This is a genomic window from Pseudoalteromonas luteoviolacea DSM 6061, assembly GCF_001625655.1.
Classification (GTDB): Bacteria; Pseudomonadota; Gammaproteobacteria; order Enterobacterales; family Alteromonadaceae; genus Pseudoalteromonas; species Pseudoalteromonas luteoviolacea.
Genome location: NZ_AUYB01000082.1, coordinates 154,402 through 173,311, shown reverse-complemented (window position 1 = coordinate 173,311; position 18,910 = coordinate 154,402). Strand labels below are relative to the sequence as shown.

17 protein-coding genes are annotated in these 18,910 nt (G+C 42.8%); 15 read left to right on the top strand and 2 right to left on the bottom strand.

Translation table 11 applies throughout. From position 1 onward, the window contains the following. Positions 1 to 187: 187 nt before the first annotated feature. From thrA to N475_RS05235, 13 genes are all read left to right on the top strand, one after another. Positions 188 to 2,605, top strand: a complete 2,418-nt coding sequence (thrA, locus tag N475_RS05295) for a bifunctional aspartate kinase/homoserine dehydrogenase I (RefSeq protein ID WP_063355330.1) — start codon at positions 188 to 190, stop codon at positions 2,603 to 2,605. Between the two features lie 10 nt (positions 2,606 to 2,615). Beyond that, positions 2,616 to 3,545, top strand: a complete 930-nt coding sequence (thrB, locus tag N475_RS05290; protein ID WP_063364793.1) for a homoserine kinase — start codon at positions 2,616 to 2,618, stop codon at positions 3,543 to 3,545. 9 nt (positions 3,546 to 3,554) lie between these two features. Next, positions 3,555 to 4,838 carry a threonine synthase gene (gene thrC, locus N475_RS05285; RefSeq protein ID WP_063364792.1) on the top strand — a complete coding sequence of 428 codons (1,284 nt, stop codon included), beginning with the start codon at positions 3,555 to 3,557 and terminating at the stop codon, positions 4,836 to 4,838. A gap of 257 nt (positions 4,839 to 5,095) precedes the next feature. Further along, complete coding sequence (glyA, locus tag N475_RS05280; protein WP_063364791.1) at positions 5,096 to 6,352, top strand: serine hydroxymethyltransferase; 1,257 nt, start codon at positions 5,096 to 5,098, stop codon at positions 6,350 to 6,352. 167 nt (positions 6,353 to 6,519) lie between these two features. Continuing rightward, a complete protein-coding gene (nrdR, locus tag N475_RS05275) occupies positions 6,520 to 6,969 on the top strand; it encodes a transcriptional regulator NrdR (RefSeq protein WP_063355334.1) in 450 nt (149 codons plus the stop codon). After that, the gene (gene ribD, locus N475_RS05270; protein ID WP_193343300.1) at positions 6,969 to 8,084 is read left to right on the top strand and encodes a bifunctional diaminohydroxyphosphoribosylaminopyrimidine deaminase/5-amino-6-(5-phosphoribosylamino)uracil reductase RibD; all 1,116 of its coding nucleotides are present in this window, start codon (positions 6,969 to 6,971) and stop codon (positions 8,082 to 8,084) included. The genes nrdR and ribD overlap by 1 nt, the downstream gene beginning before the upstream one ends. A gap of 8 nt (positions 8,085 to 8,092) precedes the next feature. Further along, a complete protein-coding gene (locus N475_RS05265) occupies positions 8,093 to 8,749 on the top strand; it encodes a riboflavin synthase (RefSeq protein ID WP_063355336.1) in 657 nt (218 codons plus the stop codon). Positions 8,750 to 8,783: 34 nt separating this feature from the next. Beyond that, complete coding sequence (gene ribBA, locus N475_RS05260; protein ID WP_063355337.1) at positions 8,784 to 9,896, top strand: bifunctional 3,4-dihydroxy-2-butanone-4-phosphate synthase/GTP cyclohydrolase II; 1,113 nt, start codon at positions 8,784 to 8,786, stop codon at positions 9,894 to 9,896. 119 nt (positions 9,897 to 10,015) lie between these two features. After that, the gene (gene ribH, locus N475_RS05255) at positions 10,016 to 10,480 is read left to right on the top strand and encodes a 6,7-dimethyl-8-ribityllumazine synthase (protein ID WP_063355338.1); all 465 of its coding nucleotides are present in this window, start codon (positions 10,016 to 10,018) and stop codon (positions 10,478 to 10,480) included. 12 nt (positions 10,481 to 10,492) lie between these two features. Further along, positions 10,493 to 10,903 (top strand): transcription antitermination factor NusB, encoded by a 411-nt coding sequence (nusB, locus tag N475_RS05250; RefSeq protein ID WP_063355339.1) that lies wholly within the window; start codon positions 10,493 to 10,495, stop codon positions 10,901 to 10,903. A 44-nt stretch (positions 10,904 to 10,947) separates the two neighbouring features. Beyond that, on the top strand, positions 10,948 to 11,913 hold the full coding sequence (thiL, locus tag N475_RS05245; protein ID WP_063355340.1) for a thiamine-phosphate kinase: 966 nt from the start codon (positions 10,948 to 10,950) through the stop codon (positions 11,911 to 11,913). Between the two features lie 8 nt (positions 11,914 to 11,921). Further along, positions 11,922 to 12,407, top strand: a complete 486-nt coding sequence (locus tag N475_RS05240) for a phosphatidylglycerophosphatase A family protein (RefSeq protein ID WP_063355341.1) — start codon at positions 11,922 to 11,924, stop codon at positions 12,405 to 12,407. Between the two features lie 26 nt (positions 12,408 to 12,433). Beyond that, positions 12,434 to 15,511: a ligand-binding sensor domain-containing diguanylate cyclase gene (locus N475_RS05235; RefSeq protein WP_063355342.1), complete on the top strand. Its 3,078-nt coding sequence runs from the start codon at positions 12,434 to 12,436 to the stop codon at positions 15,509 to 15,511. Between the two features lie 47 nt (positions 15,512 to 15,558). Here the strand turns inward: N475_RS05235 and N475_RS05230 are convergent, their stop codons facing one another. Both N475_RS05230 and N475_RS05225 read right to left on the bottom strand, forming a co-directional pair. Continuing rightward, positions 15,559 to 15,786 carry a hypothetical protein gene (locus tag N475_RS05230; protein WP_063355343.1) on the bottom strand — a complete coding sequence of 76 codons (228 nt, stop codon included), beginning with the start codon at positions 15,784 to 15,786 and terminating at the stop codon, positions 15,559 to 15,561. A gap of 200 nt (positions 15,787 to 15,986) precedes the next feature. Continuing rightward, complete coding sequence (locus tag N475_RS05225; protein WP_081232370.1) at positions 15,987 to 16,781, bottom strand: transporter substrate-binding domain-containing protein; 795 nt, start codon at positions 16,779 to 16,781, stop codon at positions 15,987 to 15,989. 228 nt (positions 16,782 to 17,009) lie between these two features. On the opposite strand from N475_RS05225, the gene N475_RS05220 reads away from it, so the two are divergent. Both N475_RS05220 and N475_RS05215 read left to right on the top strand, forming a co-directional pair. Next, positions 17,010 to 17,987, top strand: coding sequence for an FHA domain-containing protein (locus N475_RS05220; RefSeq protein ID WP_063355344.1), 978 nt, complete (start codon positions 17,010 to 17,012; stop codon positions 17,985 to 17,987). 92 nt (positions 17,988 to 18,079) lie between these two features. After that, positions 18,080 to 18,907, top strand: a complete 828-nt coding sequence (locus tag N475_RS05215; protein WP_081232369.1) for a hypothetical protein — start codon at positions 18,080 to 18,082, stop codon at positions 18,905 to 18,907. Positions 18,908 to 18,910 lie beyond the last annotated feature (3 nt).

Genomic DNA, 18,910 nt, shown 5'->3' with positions numbered 1-18,910 from the left:
TTTTAAACAACTTTGAATCAGGTTAGTCAAAGAAACTATGAACCGAATTACACGTAACGTGACAATTATTATTATTACGACCACCATCCACACTGGATAGTGGCATAGGTCCGTGCGTTTTAATAAAAGGCCTGTGCTCACCAAGAGCACAGGCCTTTTTCGTTTTAGGAATGAGGAAAAATACAGTATGCGAGTTTTAAAGTTTGGGGGCTCTTCATTGGCAGATTTCAATTGTCTGCAACGAGTACAGTCTCTGGTATCAAATTACAGTAATGGCAGTGCGGTGATTGTGCTTTCAGCACCCGGAGGTATGACAGATCAGTTGGTGGAGTTGGCTGAATGTGCAGCAAAAGGTGAAGACTATGAGGCACTCTGGACTGCTTTTGAATCTCGTTGCAACACGCTCAAAGCGGCGGTTGAATCTGAACATGGAGTGGTAGAGGGATTTCCGAAACTGGACCAATTGCAAGACAAGCTTGCTGGGGTAAAGCTCCTTAAACAATGTCCTGATGCCGTGAATGCATTTATCATCAGTTTTGGTGAGCGCATCAGCGTAGCCTTGATGGTGACTATGTTAAAAGAGCAAAACGCACAGGCATTAGACGCCACCCAATGCATTAAAACTCAAGCACAATACCTAGACTCAGAGGTCGATCTTGAACAAACCAAGCTGGCACTTAAGCAGCAAATAAATTCAACTGAGCCTGGGCTGTATGTCCTAGCTGGATTCACTGGCAGCAATGAACTTGAGGAGTTGACTACGTTGGGCCGAAACGGGTCGGACTACTCAGCGGCTGTTGTGGCTGCAAGTATCAATGCTGAGATCTGCCAAATTTGGACTGATGTAGATGGTGTTTACAGTGCAGACCCTCGCTTGATAAAAAAGGCAACTAAAGTATCAAAGCTTTCCTACAAAGAGGCGATGGAACTTGCCTATTTTGGAGCTAAGGTTTTACATCCTAAAACAATCCTGCCTTGTGCTAAGGCGAACGTGCCTTGTGAGATCAAAAACACGCATGATCCCGATGTGCCAGGGTCGTTAATTTCAGCGCACAGTGATAATGAATCACCCGTAAAAGCCCTTTCTAGCCTAGATAAATTGGCAATGTTAACCGTGTCTGGACCTGGCATGAAAGGCAAGGTTGGCATGGCTGGGCGTGTATTTTCAGCGTTAGCTAATGACAACGTATCGATTGTGTTGATCACACAATCTTCTTGTGAGTTTAGTATTAGTTTCTGCGTTCATGAGCAGGATCTACCCTTAGCTATGGGGGCACTAAAAGCCGCGTTCGAACTAGAGACTAAAGCAGGATTAATTGAACCGATAGAAGTTCAGAAAGATCTGGCGATTGTGACTCTGGTTGGTGACAATATGCGTTCACATAAAGGACTTGCAGCTAAATTTTTTGCTTCATTGGCACAAGCGCAAGTAAATATTGTAGCAATAGCACAAGACTCCACTGAAAGCGCTATTTCTGCAGTGGTATCTGGTGAACTGTGTAAAGATGCAATGAAAGTATGTCATGAAAATTTCTTCACACATGTGCCATCAATCGACGTGTTTCTTTTAGGTTGTGGCTTGGTTGGAGCTGAGCTTGTTCGACAATTAGAAAAGCAACAAGATTGGCTTGCAAACCGAAACATCAAATTAAACTTGTACGGCGTTGCTAATTCTAAAAAGTGCCTGCTGCGCTCTGAAGGGGTTCAGTTCGAGAATTGGCAAGCTCAGTTGGCAGAGTCGGAATTGTCTTTTTCCATCGATGAGCTGGAGCAATTTGTAAAAGCCAACCATTTAATCAACCCCGTCATTGTCGATTGTAGCTCTTCGCAGCTTCTGGCCGATCAATACAGTCAATTTTTGGAAGCCGGATTCCATGTTGTTGCAGCGAATAAAAAAGCGAACACGGGTGACATGGCGTATTACAGAGAGCTTAAACAAGCTGCGGTTAATTCAGGAAGAAAGTTCTTGTACGAAACTAATGTTGGGGCGGGGTTGCCTGTTTTGGATAACCTACAGCTGCTGTTTGGTGCTGGCGATGAGCTGTTGTCTTTCAATGGTATTTTGTCGGGCTCTTTATCATACATGTTTGGTGCTATTGAAGACGGCCTATCCCTCTCAGCAGCAACAGCGCAAGCAAAACAAAATGGGTTTACTGAACCAGATCCAAGAGATGACTTATCGGGTACAGACGTCGCGCGAAAATTATTGATTATTGCTCGTGAAGCTGGCCTAGAGCTTGAACTGGATGACATAGAAGTAGAATCAGTCGTACCAGATGACTTTGCACAGGGAAGTAGCGTGGAAGAGTTTATGGTGCGCTTGCCTGAATTGGATGCCGCATTTTCTGACAGAGTACAGAGTGCAGCAAGCGAGGGTAAAAAACTCCGTTATGTTGGCAGTATAGCAAATGGCAAATGCAGAGTTGGTATTGAAGCGGTTGATGCACAGCATGCACTGTTCGATATCCGAGACGGTGAAAATGCACTGGCTATTTTGAGTCAATACTACCAACCTAAGCCTTTTGTTATTCGTGGCTATGGTGCAGGTGCCGAAGTAACAGCTGCGGGTGTTTTCGCTGATATTTTAAAGACGTTATCTAGATAAGGAAGGCACAATGAGAAAGTTTTTTGCTCCAGCATCGATTGGCAACTTTTGTGTTGGTTTTGATTCATTAGGTGCAGCGTTAGCACCTACGGATGGTCAGTTATTAGGAGATATCGTCCATATTGAAGAAGCAGTACAAGATGAATTTAAATGCATTGGCGAATATGCAGGCAAATTGCCTAGCAATCAGGAAGATAATTTAGCCTACCAGTGTTTGGCTCACTTTAGGGCGAACGTAAAATCAGATATGCCGTGCGTGTCACTGACGCTTGAAAAGCGCTTACCGATAGGTTCTGGCCTAGGTTCAAGCGCATGCTCTGTGGTTGCGACATTTGCGGCTCTTAATGCCTACAGTGGAACAGAGCTATCGCAAATACAAATGATTGAGCTGATGGCTGACTTTGAAGCCAAAGTCAGTGGTGCTCGCCACTATGACAATATTACGCCATGTTATTTGGGTGGCTTACAACTGACATCAGAGATTGTGCCTGATCGAGCCCTCTCGATGCCGACTGCTTCTGATTGGTACATTGTTGTCGCTTTTCCCGGGTTTGCACTTAATACAGCAAAGGCCAGAGCTGTTTTACCGGACTCTTTAAAACTTGGTCAGAGCGTAGAGTTCGCGCAGCGATTGGCGGCATATACGACGTTGTTACAGCAACAGCGGTTTAATGATGCAATTAAGTTGATGCAAGATAATATTGCGGAACCTAGCCGCGCACCACTCATAAAGGGTTATGCAGAGGCAAAACTAAGTTTACCTGAACTTGGCGCAAGCCTTGTAAGTATTTCAGGCGCTGGCCCGACTTTGTTTGCACTGTGTACATCTGAGGTAAGTGCAACCCGTTGCCAAGAGTGGCTAAATACGCACTATATAAATGAAAGTGGCTTTAGCCATATCTGTAAGTTTGACAATCAAGGCACTCGAGAACTCGCCTAAGGAATAAATATGAATTTAGTTAATTTAATGGACCCACAACAACAGGTTTCATTTACAGAAGCAGTTAAGGTGGGATTAGGCCGTAATCAAGGAGTATTTTTTCCTACTGAATTGCAGAAATTGGCAGATATTGAGACATTGCTGGCACTTCCTTTTGCTCAGCGCAGCGGCAAGATATTACAACACCTCATTGGAGATGAACTGCCAGAAGACACCATTAATGAAATGGTAAAGCGCGCATTTAACTTTCCAGCACCGCTTGTTCAAGTTGAAGAAAATAAATATTGCCTTGAATTGTTTCATGGACCTACTTTGGCATTTAAAGATTTCGGTGGTCGCTTTATGTCCGAGTGCATTAGTTTATTCAGTCAAGGTGAGCGAGTAACCATATTAACTGCCACCAGCGGTGACACAGGAGCGGCTGTTGCACATGCGTTTTATGAAAAAGACAATGTTGATGTCGTCATCCTTTACCCAAAGGGTAAGATCTCTCTCGCCCAGCAAAAATTATTCACAACGCTAGGCAAAAATATCCATTGTTTTGCGGTTGAAGGTAGTTTTGATGATTGCCAAGCTATTGTAAAGCAAGCATTTCTAGATGATGAAGTAAAGAGTAAACTTGGGCTTAACTCGGCTAACTCTATTAATATCAGTCGATTGTTAGCGCAGGTATGTTATTACTTCGAAGCTTTTTCGCAAGTGCCGGAGCATAAGCGAGAGAACGTTCATATTTCAGTGCCAAGTGGTAACTTTGGCAATGTGTGTGCTGCAATGATAGCGGCTGCAATTGGCCTTCCAGTGAAAAAGCTCAGTGCAACAACAAACCAAAATGACACGGTACCTCGATATTTGGCGTCAGGAAAGTGGGATCCAAATGCCACATTGGAATCACTTTCAAATGCTATGGATGTGAGTAAACCTAATAATTGGCCGAGAGTTGAAAGTATGCTCAAAGGTGAGCTTTTTGATAAAGATTACTTTTATTCATGTTCGGTGTCTGAGTCTAAGACGCGTGAAGGGATGCAACAAATTAATGCGAGTGGTTATGTCGCTGAGCCACACACTGCAATTGCATACGAAGGCCTTAAATTGAATAACACGATGGGTGAAACCGGAATTTTCCTTGCTACTGCTCATCCTGCTAAATTTAAAGAGTCTGTAGAAAGTGTTCTACAACAACAGCTTGAGATGCCAAAAGTGTTGGCAGATGCACTGGCAAAGCCATGTCTTGCAGAAACCGTTAATGCCGATTACACCCAGCTTAAGCAGCGTATATTCGACAAGTTAGGATAAAATATTGGCTGTCTAGGGTGGTTTATGCATGCACATAAACTGTACTGTTGTGTGCTTGCATATTGCAATTTCAAATGTAACCCTAGTTTTTCATAAAAAAAAATTATGTTTAAATAAAAAAATATCATCCCCTAAACACTGTGAAATAAATTCAATCCCTGCTTAAATATGCTCACGCAGATTTCGTAGGCAACTGGATGTAAATTGCGTACAATTGCAGACGATAAAATTAATCATACGTGCACCTAGGAGAAACCATGTTAGAACGTAACATGAATATTGCAGATTTTGACCCTGAACTATATCAAGCGATCCAGTCAGAAACGACTCGTCAAGAAGAGCACATCGAGCTAATCGCATCTGAAAACTACTGTAGCCCACGTGTACTTGAGGCTCAAGGGTCACAACTTACAAACAAATATGCTGAAGGTTACCCTGGCAAGCGTTATTATGGCGGTTGTGAGCACGTAGATGTTGTTGAGCAACTAGCAATTGACCGCGCATGTGAACTTTTTGGTGCTGATTACGCAAACGTTCAGCCACACGCTGGTTCGCAAGCAAACGCTGCCGTTTTCCAAGCGCTACTTCAGCCACATGACACTGTACTTGGTATGAGCTTAGCTCATGGTGGTCACCTTACTCACGGTTCTCACGTTAACTTCTCTGGTAAAACATACAATGCTATCCAGTACGGTTTAAATGAAGAGACTGGCGAAATTGATTATGCACAGGTTGAAGCTTTGGCACTTGAGCACAAACCAAAAATGATCATCGGTGGTTTTTCAGCGTACTCTGGTATTGTTGATTGGGCAAAGTTCCGTGAGATAGCAGATAAAGTAGGTGCATACTTATTGGTTGATATGGCACACGTAGCAGGTCTAGTTGCTGCGGGTGTTTACCCTAACCCTGTGCCACACGCTCACGTTGTAACAACGACAACGCATAAAACACTAGCTGGTCCTCGTGGCGGTTTAATCGTTTCTGCTTGTGGTGATGAAGACATCTACAAAAAGCTAAACAGTGCGGTATTCCCAGGTGGTCAAGGTGGCCCTCTATGTCACGTTATTGCTGCTAAAGCCGTTGCTTTTAAAGAGGCATTAGAGCCAGAGTTCAAAGCTTACCAAACACAAGTTGTTAAGAACGCACAAGCTATGGTTACAGTGCTTCAAGAGCGTGGTTATAAAGTTGTTTCTGGTAAGACAGACAACCACTTATTCCTACTAGATCTAATTGACAAAGACATCACAGGTAAAGATGCTGATGCAGCGCTTGGTCGTGCAAATATCACGGTAAACAAAAACTCAGTACCAAACGACCCTCGTTCACCGTTCGTAACGTCAGGTCTTCGCATTGGTTCTCCTGCAATTACGCGCCGAGGCTTCAAAGAAGCAGAAGCGGGTGAATTAGCTGGCTGGATCTGTGACGTATTAGACAATATCAACGATGAGTCTGTACAAGCTGAAGTAAAAGAAAAAGTAAAAGCTATCTGTGCTAAATTGCCAGTTTACGCATAATTTAAGTCACAATATGCGTTATTTTTGATATCATTAAGGCCGCAATTATGCGGCCTTTTTTATTTTTAAAAATCACTCAGCGCATTTAAAATAAGCGTTAGCTCAATAGATTAAATGCCAACAGATTAAGTGCCGTGTTATCAAGATTGACTAAACAGTGAGAATTTATGCATTGCCCTTTTTGTACTGCGAAAGACACCAAGGTTATTGATTCGCGATTAGTAGCGTCAGGTCATCAGGTGCGCCGCCGTCGTGAATGTATTGTATGCCATGAAAGGTTTACGACTTTTGAAGGTGCAGAGCTACTCATGCCGAGAGTGATTAAGCAAGATGGCACGCGCGAGCCATTTAATGAAGACAAACTCTTAAATGGTTTACACAGAGCGCTCGAAAAGCGGCCTGTGAGCACAGAGCAAATTGAAGAAGTCGTCCACCAGATTAAATCTCAAATTCGTTCAACCGGCGAACGTGAAGTAAACAGTCAATTAATTGGTGAATGTATTATGGAAGCGTTAAAGAAACTGGACAAAGTGGCATATGTTCGCTTTGCATCGGTTTACCGGAGCTTTGAAGATATCAAAGAGTTTGGTGAAGAGATTGCGAGGCTTGGCGACTGATGCAATTCACACAAACAGATCGCGAATATATGAGTATGGCCATTTCACTGGCTCAGAAAGGGTTCAATACCACAACCCCCAATCCGAATGTTGGCTGTGTCATTGTCAAAGAAGGTGAAATTGTTGGACAGGGGTTTCATATTCAAGCTGGTGGGCCTCATGCTGAAGTGTTTGCATTGAGAGAAGCCGGGGCGCACGCACGCGGCGCAACAGCTTATGTTACGCTGGAGCCATGCAGTCACTACGGCCGAACTCCCCCATGTGCGAAAGGGCTCATTGATGCGGGTGTCAGCAAAGTCATCTGTGCTATGGTTGATCCCAACCCAGAAGTGGCAGGCAATGGTCTCAGGATGCTGCAGCAAGCGGGTATTGAGGTGGCTTCTGGGCTTTTAGAGCATGAAGCAAGATTGTTAAACAAAGGCTTCCTCAAGCGGATGGAGCACGATTTGCCCTATGTGACAGCCAAGCTCGCGGCAAGCCTAGATGGTAAAACTGCTTTAAAAAATGGCAAAAGTAAGTGGATAACTGGGCCACATGCTCGACAAGATGTACAGGCATACAGAGCGCAGAGTTGTGCGATTTTATCTGGTGCAGATACTGTATTGACGGACGATGCGCGCTTAAATGTGCGAAATGAATCGGTGTCTGAGGTATCAAGTAGGCTTAATGATGATGACATCCGTCAGCCTGTTCGTGTGATTATTGACTCGCAAAACCGTCTCACACCCTCACTTTCTCTCTTTAAATGTGAATCAAAAATCATTATTTTACGTTCAAAGCTTGATAATGAGCACGTCTGGCCACATTTTGTAGAACAAGTCTGTCTACCAACAGTAAAAAACAAACTCGATTTAAATGCGGCCATGCAATTTTTAGCTAGCCGGAATATCAATTCGGTTTGGTTAGAAGCTGGTGCCACACTGTGTGGTGTGATGCATGAGCAGGGCTTGATTGATGAATATATCGTTTATTTGGCACCTAAAATCATAGGAGAGGGCGGCAAAGGTTTATTTCAGAGTAATATTTTGACTGAAATGGACCAGATTAGTGAACTCCAGATCACTGATTGTACGCAGATTGGTACTGATATTCGCATTAGCGCCATTAAGAAATAAGAGAAATTATGTTTACAGGCATTATTGAAGCAACAGGTACGCTCACTGAATTAACCCTAAAACAAGGGGATTTAAGTGTGCGCGTTAAATCAAGTTCACTGGATATGGCGGACGTCGCGCTTGGAGACAGTATTGCGACGAATGGTGTTTGTCTGACAGTGGTTGAAAAGTTCTCAGATGGCTTTAGAGCTGATGTTTCGAATGAAACCTTGTCATTGACACGATTCGGTGAGTACAACATTGGACAAAAGGTTAACCTTGAAAAAGCCCTGCAGCCGATTTCTCGACTAGGTGGTCATTTGGTTTCAGGACATGTCGATGGGATTGCGACTATTGTTGCTGTGCAAACCAATGCGCGTGCAACTGATTACTGGTTATCTGCACCAAGTGAGTTGATCAAATATATTCCGTATAAGGGTTCAGTCGCCATTGATGGAATCAGCCTTACCGTAAATGCCATAGAAGATAACAAATTTAAACTCACCATCGTACCGCATACAGCGCAAGAGACAACCATTGCTGATTTTAAAGTGGGCACGACGGTTAATTTAGAAGTTGATCAAATAGCAAGATATTTGGAGCGCTTGATCCAAGGTACTCAAGCGCCTGCCAGTGAATCGACTCTCACAACCAGTTTGTTGGCACAAGCTGGCTTTATAAAATAATTGCCATACAAACAAAGTAAATAATGGGAAGATTATGAGCTTAAACAGCGCAAAAGAAATCATCGAAGACATTAAAGCCGGTAAAATGGTTATCTTGATGGACGATGAAGACCGAGAAAATGAAGGCGACTTAATCATCGCGGCAGAGCATATCACGCCCGAGGCGATTAATTTTATGGCGACATATGGCCGAGGTCTTATTTGCCTAACTATGACGCAAGAGAGATGTCAGCAACTCGATCTTCCGCTGATGGTTAGAAATAACGGCGCTCAGTTTTCTACTAACTTTACGATGTCAATTGAGGCTGCAAAAGGTGTAACAACAGGTATCTCTGCTGCTGATAGAGCACGTACAGTGCAAGCCGCGGTTGCTAAAGGCGCCGTGCCAGAAGATATTGTTCAGCCTGGTCATATTTTCCCTATTATGGCTCAGCCTGGTGGTGTTTTAACTCGTGCAGGACACACAGAGGCGGGGTGTGATTTGGCTCGTTTAGCTGGATTAGAGCCTTCATCTGTGATTGTTGAAATATTGAACCCTGATGGCACCATGGCAAGACGTCCAGAGCTAGAAGTGTTTGCCAAAGAGCATGACATTAAAATCGGCACAATTGCAGATCTAATCGAATATCGTAACCTAAACGAAACAACTATCGAGAGAGTCGCAAAGTGTAAGCTACCTACTGAGTTTGGCGAGTTTGATTTAGTCACATACAAAGACACTATCGACAACCAATTACACTATGTTCTGCAAAAAGGTGAGATAAAAGCGGATGATGCAACTTTAGTGCGCGTTCATTTGCAAAGCACGTTCAATGATATCTTATTGTCAGACCGCAGTGCAGACAGAAGCTGGACGCTACACGGTGCGATGAAATACATTGCTGACAACAGCGGTGTGTTGGTTATTCTTGGTAAAAATGAACAAACAGAAGATCTTGAGCAGCTAGTTAAAGCCTTTGCTGCAGAAGACGCTGGTGAAAAAATAAATTACCGTAAGTTCCAAGGCACCTCTCGTACTGTAGGGGTGGGTTCGCAAATTCTGGCGGATCTAGGCATTCAAAAAATGCGCTTGATGAGCTTACCAAAGAAATATCATGCTTTGTCGGGTTTCCACCTAGAAGTAGTAGATTATGTAGAGCCACAATAAATCAGGCTTTCACTCTTTTTTACACCTACTGACTGGTTTGGACAGTAGGTGTTTTTCTTTAAGATGTGCTATCATGCGCGTCAATTTGGCTATTGCTAATACTGATTAGGAATCATCTAATGAAAATAATTGAAGGTAACAAATTCGCACCTGGTAAAAAGTTTGCCATTGTCATTTCTCGTTTTAACGACTTTATAGGCAGTAGCTTATTAGAAGGTGCGGTGGATGAACTAAAGCGCACAGGTGGTGTTAAAGAGGAAGACATCACAGTGGTATATGTACCTGGCGCGGTAGAGTTACCTCTTGCAGCAAAACGTCTAGCAATGAAAAAAGAGCATGATGCTATCATTGCACTAGGTGTAATCATTCGTGGCGGTACACCGCACTTTGATCTTGTTGCCAATGAGTCTAATAAAGGATTAGCAAGTGTTTCATTAGATTACGATGTTCCGGTTGCATTTGGCGTACTAACGACAGAAAGTATTGAGCAAGCTATTGAACGTGCGGGAACTAAGATGGGCAACAAGGGTGGCGAAGCTGCACTTGGCGCTCTAGAGATGGTTAACGTACTTGAGCAAATTTAAGAGGAATCTCAGTTGAAACCAGCAGCTAGACGTAAAGCACGCGTACTTGCATTACAAGCAGTCTATTCATGGCAGCTTAGCGGCAACCCGATTGCCGATATTGAACAGCAAATGTTAATTGAAAATGACGTTTCTAAAGTAGATGTCGAGTATTTTAAAGACTTGGCGCGTGGTGTGGCCGTTAACCACAAGCAGTTAGATGAGGCGATTGCACCTCACCTATCTCGTCCGTTCGATGACTTGGACATGGTTGAGTTAGCAACGTTACGCGTGAGTGCTTACGAGCTTAAGTTCCGTGAAGATGTACCATATAAAGTGGCTATTAATGAAGGGATTGAACTGGCCAAGATGTTTGGTGCTGAAGACAGCCATAAATTTGTAAATGGCGTGTTGGACAAAGCAGTTAAAAAAATCCGCAAATAATTAAAGTCATGAGGAGAGCCGGCGTTGGCCGGCTTTTTTAATGTATGAAGGAATTTGAGTTAATTAATCATTACTTCAAAGGTCGCGGTATTACTCGCCGAGATGTGGCCATTGGAATTGGTGATGATTGTGCTGTTGTTGAGATCCCAGACAACTGTCAATTAGCAGTAACCACAGACACCTTAGTCGAAGGTGTTCATTTTTTTCCAGATATCCCTCCTAGAGCATTGGGGCACCGTGTCCTTGCAGTCAATTTAAGTGATCTGGCAGCCATGGGAGCGGAGCCTACCTGGGTTTCAATCGGCCTCACTTTGCCTAATGTGGATATGGCTTGGCTTGAGCAGTTTACCGAAGGCATGCATGAAATTGCTGAGTATTACAATGTGCAATTAATCGGTGGAGATACAACTCAAGGGCCATTGACAATTACCATTTGTGCGAAAGGCATCATACCTAAAAACAAGGCGTTAACTCGTTCAGGTGCAAATGTAGGCGATTGGATTTATCTTACAGGACCGGTCGGTGACGCTGCGCTGGCTATTGAATCAAGAAAGCGTGGGATAGCGCTATCGGCTGAACAGGCAAAACGAGTAACTGAAAAGCTGCACTATCCTAAGCCCCATGTAGCAGCAGGGCAAGTTTTACGTGGTTTGGCGACGGCCTGTATCGATGTTTCTGATGGTTTGTTAGCTGACTTGCAGCATATTTTGAATCACTCAACGGTTGGTGCTGATATTGATGTGGCGACTGTGCCGATTTCAGATGACTTGAAATCAATTGAAGATCAAGCCCTAATTGATATGCTTAGCCTTTCTTATGGTGACGACTATCAATTGCTCTTTACCGTGAGTGATAGTAACCGCAGCGCTGTTGAAGCGCGATTGAGCCAGTATGGCGTTGAGGCCAAGTGTATAGGCCAGATCACCAATAATATTGGCAATATAGAATTGTTTAAACATGGCGAAAAATACGTCTTGCCTGAGCAAATCGGATATGAACATTTTAATTAGGAGTGAGTTTGGATAAGCCGTTAAAATTCAATCTCAAGCGCCCACATCAATTTTTTGCTTTGGGTTTTGGTACAGGTCTGGCGCCCAAGGCTCCTGGAACTGTAGGTACGCTTGCCGCTTTGCCTTTTATCTTTGCAACCATGGCATTGCCAATTTGGTTTCAAGTAAGTCTAGCCATTTTAATGACTATTTTTGGTGTGTGGATATGTGGAAAAACTGCCAGAGATGTTGACGTTCATGATCACCCAGCAATAGTATGGGACGAAGTCGTTGGCTTTTACATTACGATGATCGGTGCAGCGATTAGCTGGCAATCCCTGCTCGTTGGGTTTGCACTATTTCGTTTTTTTGATATTGCCAAACCTGGTCCAATTAGAATGTTAGATAAAAAACTGCATGGCGGCAGAGGGATAATGGCTGACGATGTCCTTGCAGGTATTTTTTCATTGATTTGTATCCAGGCTTTGTTTAAAACAGGTGTCCTAGGCGGCTAAACTAAAGTTTGAGTAAGAGGGAATCTATGCGCAAGTTTTTCCTACTGTTAATTATGCTGGTCGCAACCAATACTTATGGTGCGATCAACGACTATGTTGTAAAGCAGTGGAATATGCAAAATGATCTGCCATCACAAAGCATAAAAAGTGTGGTGCAAGATCAACAAGGTTATATTTGGTTAGGCACGCAATTTGGTCTAAGTCGTTTTGATGGCCATCAGTTTGTTAATTACAACACGCAAAATAGTAATTTCTTGGTAAGCAACGCGATTAACAAACTGGTTGTTGATCGCTTTGGTATGCTTTGGGTTGGTACTCGCCGTGGTGTGCTGCGTATTGACCCTCAAACAATGAAAACTCAGCAGTTTAAAATTCAAGCTGATGTAAAAGATATCATCGAAGACACCCGAGGCAATATCTGGATAGCTGCAAATGGGTTGTACTACATTTCCGCAAAGCGATTAATGCTGGATAAAAATAACCTGGATGACAGCAAGCTTTCCCTTACTCATATTAGCCAAATCGTCGGTGCCGTAACAAAAATGGCGCCTGCACCTGATGGCATTTGGCTGGTCAATGAGCGTCACCTTTTACGCATTGGTGAGGCGCAATCTGTCGGTTCAAATGGTATGAGGCTCGAACTCGCGAGCAAAATATCGCTACCGAGACAGCTTGCACAAACAAATATTCATGACTTGGCATGGGTTGATGGCAAGCTATATTTGGCTTCTCAACTCGGAGCATTTTTTCTAGATTTTGATGAAGTGTTAAGGCGCTTTGATGAGATTGGAAATAGTGCGGTATACAAGTTTTTAAGCGATGATCAAGGCGGACTATGGGTATCAACTTATGGACGCTTGCTCTATAAAGAAAGCGGTGGTGAATGGCAGTCAGTTGACCTTGTTCAACTAGATCAAGGGATTTGGTTTACAGATTTATTCATCGATAAAAGTGATAATATTTGGTTAGCAAGTATCAATGAAGGTTTGTGGCTCGCTCATGCTGGCCGTGTTGAGCGCTTTCAAGCTGGTTTGAGAGGTAAACAAGCCATTTCAGCCATGACGATGGGACCCAAAGGTAACGTATGGGTCGCCACACGTGAAGGTGTCGGTATGTTGGATCAGGACGATAATTACCAACCTATCATTACTCCGGCTCAGCTCAAGGGCGTTGAAGTCCATGATATGGAATTTTTGGATGGGCGCCTTTATCTCGGCACTGGGCGTGGTGTGGTGATCTATGATGATGGTCGTTTGCTGGCTATTCCTAACCGAGAATTTCGCCAAACTCAAGTGTTTACTATCAGTCCTTCTAATCAAGGGGGATTGTGGATTGGTACGGGAAGAGGCATGTATCGCCTCGATTACAACGGACTAACGCCTTTTACTTACAACGCATTTCTGGGTAGCCAATTTGTTACGTATGTTGTCGACTTTCCACGTTTTGGTTTTATAGGCACAGATAAGGGAGCGTATAAATACAACGAGCGCGGAATAGAAAAGATAGGTGGGCAAACTTCACTTGAATCTGCATATGTCACCAGTATTTTGCACGTTGATACGTATACGACATTGGTTGGCACTTTTTATGATGGGCTTTACTACAGAACGGCGACTGGTGACTGGTTTCAGTTAGATGCCTCTCACGGATTACCTTATGGTCCAATTTTGTCTTTGCATTACGATAAAAAGCAAAACTTTATCTGGGTAAGCTCCATGAAAGGGGTTTATCGCATGTCCATAGAGCAATTTACCAGTGAAATCGAGAACTTAAAAGTTGAGCAAGTCATTAACCCGTTTGACCGCCAGCTTGACGGTATGCCAAGTCAGTGTTGTACAGGATTGGGTCATGACTCAGTTGTAGAGGTTGATGATGTTTTACTATATCCGAGTTTACAGGGTGTGGTACGTATCCCTAAAAGTGTAAAGCTGTTTAGTGACAGTGAGTTAGAACCTAGGTTCGAGGGTATTACAACGCCAAGTAGAGAGCTTACACCGAACAAAATTGTAGAGAGTATCACCTTAGATACAAATGAGCGCGATTTAACGATTCGCTACACCGCCATCGACTTTTATGCGCCGCAAAGTATAGAGTTCCGTTACAAGCTTGAGGGGCATGATGAACAGTGGCGAGATGCACTGGCACGAAGAGAAGCTATTTATACAAATTTACCTCCTGGTGAGTTTACCTTTAAACTAGAAGTGAAGCGCCGTGGCGAGGATTGGCAAGAGGCCCATTTAAAGGCCGTGAAGCTTGTTTTGCCTCGTCGATTTGATGAGACCGTCTTTTTTAGGTTAATTATTACGTGCGGGTTTATTTTTCTATTTTATCTTGTATTTTGGGTATTCAGAGCACAGGAGAGGCGTAAACAGGCTGCCTTGGAAGCACTGGTTACAGAGCGGACGACAGAGCTCAGAAAGGCCAATGAAAAGCTCAACAAGGTGAATACTCAGCTTAAACTAGTGAGCCATTCGGATGAGCTTACGGGGTTAAAGAGTCGACGTTTTCTTTTCGATCAATTACCCAAGGATATTGAGCATTACCAGCGAAATGCAAAGTCACTGCGCGAGCAGGGTAAGAGCTTGGTGCTGATGATCCTAAACATAGACAAGTTTAGTAAAGTAAATGATGCCAATGGACCTATTGGTGGTGATAGCTGTTTACAACAACTTGCGACATTACTCAATACAAGAACGCAAGGCTCTGATTACGTGGCAAGGTGGAGTGGTGATGAATTTTTATTACTGCTTAGGGACTTTCAGTGTAGTGACGTAGATGAATACGTGAAAGATCTTTGTAAAGCAATTGGAGAGTTTGACTTCACTTTACCAAATGGCAGATCGACCAATATGACGGTATCTGTTGGCTGGTCATTCTATCCTTTGCAAATGCTCGGCGGACATGTGATAGGGTGGGAGGCATCGGTAAACCTTGCTGATATTGCGTTACATCAAGTGAAACGTAGTGGTGGTGATGGTGCTGCAACGGTGAAATTTGATGACGAGTTGGATGCGTTTGAATTCGAGCATAGCCAGAATGTGGAGTCTCAACTGCAGCTCTTGCAATCAAATGGCCTCGCAGAAATAAAGGTTTGGATGCGATAACTTTAGAAGGGAGTGCATACTCCCTTTTTAGCGTTCGCAAGCAGATACTAACACTTACAGGTTAATCTGGTGACTAAGCAGTTGATATCTTGAGTATGACAATCGCCAACCTCTGAAATAGGACACACCTCCTCTGATATACGGCACTTTCTCGATCTACAGTTTTCTCCGACCGTTAAATCAAATCCACCAGCGATTTTTGGCGTATGCATATTTTTAAGTGCATAAGAATTACTTAAGTTTTTAAGCTTGTTTTTTTTCAGTAACAATTTCATCTTGTTTCCTTTTTAATTTGGTGAGCAATATGTCCTTGCTCGAATAGCAATTATTGATGAGATCCGCTGGGTTAGGTGAAGTACAGTCAAAAGAATAAAGGTAAAGATATACCTTGAGATGCGGATCAATACTCATAGTGCTCCATGAGTATTATTAATACTATTTACTTAGTTTAGGAGCGTCAACAGAGGAATTGCATTCATTGATGATTATTAGCTTGTACTACGCGCAGCGCCTCGTTCATTTTTTCAATGAAGTCTAATTTATAGGGAAATCTCTCTCCATTCTCTTTGGTATAGCCAATATGAGCGGTACGAGTGAGTACAATTTTGTCTTCTTGAAATTGGCTCATATCTAAAGTCTGTAATTCTGATTTTAAAGCCTCAACCCCCATTACTGTTGATAATCGATCATTTAGGTAACAGTCGAGGCGGTTTTTAGAAAGCTTCTTAATGTTGGATTTGGTATCTTTATTCTCCCAAATTTTGATCAGCCCTTTTTCTCTTGCCACGGCAAGCTCGTCATCTAAAATTAAAAAACCAGCGTTAATACCAATATTAATCGGTTCTAACTGCGGCTTTCGTTTTAGAATGTTCTTGAGCGTTATACCCTGATTACAAAAAGCGACAACAGCTTCTTCTCCTAAAGATACTGAGTACGGCCAAATATAAGGCCTTTTATCCTTATGAATGTAAGGTGGCATAAGGGCAAAAGCTTCACCGCTTTCCATGGCTGCCACCCCCCTTTTCCAAGGAATTGCCTCAAGTGTGATTTGATAGTGATCCGCAAGTTGTCTGGCTGCTAGTTTTACCTGTTCAACGTAGATGCCATAGAGATATCCATTGCTAACATAAGAGTAAGGGGGGTAACTATCATCCACTAAGATAGTGACTCTTGGCTTGACGTCAATATGTCTTTGAAGTGCATGCAAAGGGTAGCAAGCAAACAATGTGATAAATACAAAGGTCCAAAAAATACGTGACAATGCTTGCATAACGATTATCAATTGATGGGAGTCATTGATAACTTTAGGCAATTATGCGGAATATTGCCAGAGAGGAGAGAATTTTGAAGTTAGATCAAGAGATTGAATAATCTTTAAACACTGTAATAAGGCGTAATTTATTTGCTAATAAATAGCGGCTAGAATGTCAGAATAAGATAGTCTAAAAGGCACACATGCAAAAACTTTGTCTTTTAGAGGAACTAAGCAAGGTGATTTATGGCAAAGCTCAGAGTAAAGGATAGTACAGAGGTTATTTATCTTAAGGCGTTTCATCGTTTTGGTAGGCTTACCTATTCTGTAGATACTCAAGTTAGTGGTGTAGAAATATCTCGCATTCACGCTGTTATTGAGCACAACGGTGAAAGTTGGGAGTTAAGAGATCTCAGCAAGAATGGTGTTTGGATGAACGGGCAACGCATTGCATATAACCAAGCAATAGCGCTAAAGGTAGATGATGAAATTACGTTTTCAGAAATGCATCCGCAAACTTTCGTTGTTGATTCAATATCACCCCCAAAAGATCTGTTAATCCCTACAAATCATGAACAGCCAGATAATGTTATTCCACTTGAGAAGTACCACTTCCTTCCATCCGAGAATGACCCTGAAATAGTGGTATTTTATGACAATGAAAAAGTTTGTTGGTGTTATGAGCACTTAGCGTCAGGCAATATTGTTGCCTTGACAGACAGCGACAATTTATCTGTTGCCAATGAACTGTGGTATTTATTCCAAGTTGAAGCGGCTTCTCAAGAAGCAACTATGCCCATCGAAAATGCGCATCAATCTAGCTTAGAGTTTTTATTTGATATCAGTTTAGACGAAGAGATCACCGAGTTGAAAGTTAATCACAATGGTGCCTCATTGGATTTTGATATAAGAACGCATCACTATCTCACAGCATTGCTTGCGCGTTATAAGGCGCGAGATGAAGCGGCCGTTGAAGATGAGCAAGAGCGTGGTTGGGTGTCCGTATCACAACTTTCGAAAGATCTGGGGATCAGTGAAAGTCATATTAATATTCAAATTCATCGTGCTCGTAAGCAATTTGTAGACTTGGTCAACGACAAGAGTTTAGCTGAGAAAATCATTGAGCGTAAACGCGGTAGAGTGCGCTTTGGTGGTAAACACTTCACCATTAAAAAAGGGTCGCAAACAGAAGCCTCATACGATGGTCTGCACATGGCGTTCTAGTTAAAAATATGCACTAAGCATGCGTATCTAGTGAAAGACATGCATGCTTTACGTGGTCTATTATCGTGCGATTCAATTAGATGAGAGTGCGAATGGGCAAGCAAGGAGAAAGAACTAATCTATTAAGTAAGCTGATTTTTGTATGTTTGCTTACTATCAACTTCCCGTCTAAAGGAAAAATCGTAACAGATTTTGGTATCAACGCGATTAATAATGACCAAAAAGTTGAAATTGAAAATTGGCTTAAATTTGGCCATCAAGCGGTAGTTAAAACGCTGGGCCCCATTACACAAACCCACATTCCCGTGACCATTGACTTAACTCTATCAGCTAGAGAAGCAGTACCTTGGGGTCAAGTCATCAGAGGTAAAAGCGATGGTATCGAGTTGCGAGTGAGCAAAGTTGCCCCGTTGGATGCTTTGCGCTCTGATTGGACTTTGTACCATGAATTGTCTCACCTTTATCACCCCTTATTTGCTTATCAAGATTTTTGGCTAGCAGAGGGATTTGCGACCTACTTTCAAAATATCGTTATGTTAGAAAATAGCATCTACAATGAAGCTGAATTCAAGGTTCGAATGCGCAAAGGGCTTGCGCGAGGGCGTCTTGCAGTGTCAACTCATTCAGGACGTTTGGATAAAGTCTCGTCGGATATGTGGCGTCTTAGAGCGTATCAAAGAGTATACTGGACTGGCGTTGGGTTTTTATTGAAGCTGAACATGCATTGCGTAAAGCAAATGCAAGGCAAACTGTCGCGGGTTTGGTATCAGAGTATCAAAGTTGTTGTCGAAAAAATGAAAGTGAAGGCCGCAAGGGAAGTGCATTGGAGTTTGTTAGAGCATTGGACAGATTGTCCGGTCATGAAATCCTTTTTCCTCTTTATCAGCGCTATCGAAGTTCTAAAAGCTTTCCGGAGATAGAAA